The sequence below is a fragment of the Streptomyces sp. NPDC087215 genome, assembly GCF_044744885.1.
Taxonomy (GTDB): domain Bacteria; phylum Actinomycetota; class Actinomycetes; order Streptomycetales; family Streptomycetaceae; genus Streptomyces.
Window position 1 is genome coordinate 1 of the sequence record NZ_JBIUZD010000033.1, and the last position, 2,328, is coordinate 2,328.

At 57.5% G+C, this 2,328-nt stretch carries 1 protein-coding gene and 2 rRNA genes (1 of these 3 only partly in view); 2 read left to right on the forward strand and 1 reads right to left on the reverse strand.

Annotated elements, in window-relative coordinates; genetic code table 11:
- A partial coding sequence (locus ACIO92_RS34070; protein WP_402061439.1) for a hypothetical protein occupies positions 1-185 on the reverse strand: 185 nt, incomplete at its 3' end.
- Here ACIO92_RS34070 and ACIO92_RS34075 point away from each other — a divergent pair.
- A 16S ribosomal RNA gene (locus ACIO92_RS34075) occupies positions 181-1,706 on the forward strand. The genes ACIO92_RS34070 and ACIO92_RS34075 overlap by 5 nt on opposite strands.
- 288 nt (positions 1,707-1,994) lie before the next feature.
- Positions 1,995-2,328: ribosomal RNA gene (locus ACIO92_RS34080) — 23S ribosomal RNA — on the forward strand (it continues 2,868 nt past the right edge of the window).
- The 16S and 23S rRNA genes sit together here, the layout of an rRNA operon.

Sequence of the window (2,328 nt, forward strand, 5' to 3'; positions counted from 1 at the left end):
CCTTGAGAACTCAACAGCGTGCCAAAAATCAACGCCAGATTAGTTGATACCCCGTCCATCTTCGGATGGTCGAGGTTCCTTTGAAGTAAAAACACAGCGAGGACGCTGTGGACGGTCTGCCATATTCCGGTTTGACTGTCCCGCTCAACGCGAGTGTCACCTGACATTGTCGGGTAAACATTCACGGAGAGTTTGATCCTGGCTCAGGACGAACGCTGGCGGCGTGCTTAACACATGCAAGTCGAACGATGAAGCCTTTCGGGGTGGATTAGTGGCGAACGGGTGAGTAACACGTGGGCAATCTGCCCTTCACTCTGGGACAAGCCCTGGAAACGGGGTCTAATACCGGATAATACTCCTGCCTGCATGGGCGGGGGTTAAAAGCTCCGGCGGTGAAGGATGAGCCCGCGGCCTATCAGCTTGTTGGTGGGGTAATGGCCTACCAAGGCGACGACGGGTAGCCGGCCTGAGAGGGCGACCGGCCACACTGGGACTGAGACACGGCCCAGACTCCTACGGGAGGCAGCAGTGGGGAATATTGCACAATGGGCGAAAGCCTGATGCAGCGACGCCGCGTGAGGGATGACGGCCTTCGGGTTGTAAACCTCTTTCAGCAGGGAAGAAGCGAAAGTGACGGTACCTGCAGAAGAAGCGCCGGCTAACTACGTGCCAGCAGCCGCGGTAATACGTAGGGCGCAAGCGTTGTCCGGAATTATTGGGCGTAAAGAGCTCGTAGGCGGCTTGTCACGTCGGGTGTGAAAGCCCGGGGCTTAACCCCGGGTCTGCATCCGATACGGGCAGGCTAGAGTGTGGTAGGGGAGATCGGAATTCCTGGTGTAGCGGTGAAATGCGCAGATATCAGGAGGAACACCGGTGGCGAAGGCGGATCTCTGGGCCATTACTGACGCTGAGGAGCGAAAGCGTGGGGAGCGAACAGGATTAGATACCCTGGTAGTCCACGCCGTAAACGTTGGGAACTAGGTGTTGGCGACATTCCACGTCGTCGGTGCCGCAGCTAACGCATTAAGTTCCCCGCCTGGGGAGTACGGCCGCAAGGCTAAAACTCAAAGGAATTGACGGGGGCCCGCACAAGCAGCGGAGCATGTGGCTTAATTCGACGCAACGCGAAGAACCTTACCAAGGCTTGACATATACCGGAAAGCATTAGAGATAGTGCCCCCCTTGTGGTCGGTATACAGGTGGTGCATGGCTGTCGTCAGCTCGTGTCGTGAGATGTTGGGTTAAGTCCCGCAACGAGCGCAACCCTTGTCCTGTGTTGCCAGCATGCCCTTCGGGGTGATGGGGACTCACAGGAGACCGCCGGGGTCAACTCGGAGGAAGGTGGGGACGACGTCAAGTCATCATGCCCCTTATGTCTTGGGCTGCACACGTGCTACAATGGCCGGTACAAAGAGCTGCGATGCCGTGAGGCGGAGCGAATCTCAAAAAGCCGGTCTCAGTTCGGATTGGGGTCTGCAACTCGACCCCATGAAGTCGGAGTTGCTAGTAATCGCAGATCAGCATTGCTGCGGTGAATACGTTCCCGGGCCTTGTACACACCGCCCGTCACGTCACGAAAGTCGGTAACACCCGAAGCCGGTGGCCCAACCCCTTGTGGGAGGGAGCTGTCGAAGGTGGGACTGGCGATTGGGACGAAGTCGTAACAAGGTAGCCGTACCGGAAGGTGCGGCTGGATCACCTCCTTTCTAAGGAGCACAGTACCGATTGCGGACAAATGTTTCGCACGGTCAGCTCATGGGTGGAACGTTGATTAGTTGGCACAGTCTTTCTCCGGGAAACCGTCAGTACTGCTTCGGCGTGGAAAACGGGTTCATGGAACGGACTGTGCTTGGCACGTTGTTGGGTGTCTGAGGGTACGGCCGTATGGTCGTGTCTTCGGGGATGCCGGCCCCAGTGAACTCATCTGCTTGTCGGGTGGGGTGATGGGTGGCTGGTCGTTGTTTGAGAACTACACAGTGGACGCGAGCATCTGTGGCCAAGTTTTTAAGGGCGCACGGTGGATGCCTTGGCACCAGGAACCGATGAAGGACGTGGGAGGCCACGATAGTCCCCGGGGAGCCGTCAACCAGGCTTTGATCCGGGGGTTTCCGAATGGGGAAACCCGGCAGTCGTCATGGGCTGTCACCCATGCCTGAACACATAGGGCATGTGGAGGGAACGAGGGGAAGTGAAACATCTCAGTACCCTCAGGAAGAGAAAACAACCGTGATTCCGGGAGTAGTGGCGAGCGAAACCGGATGAGGCCAAACCGTATACGTGTGATACCCGGCAGGGGTTGCGTATGCGGGGTTGTGGGATCTCTCTTCT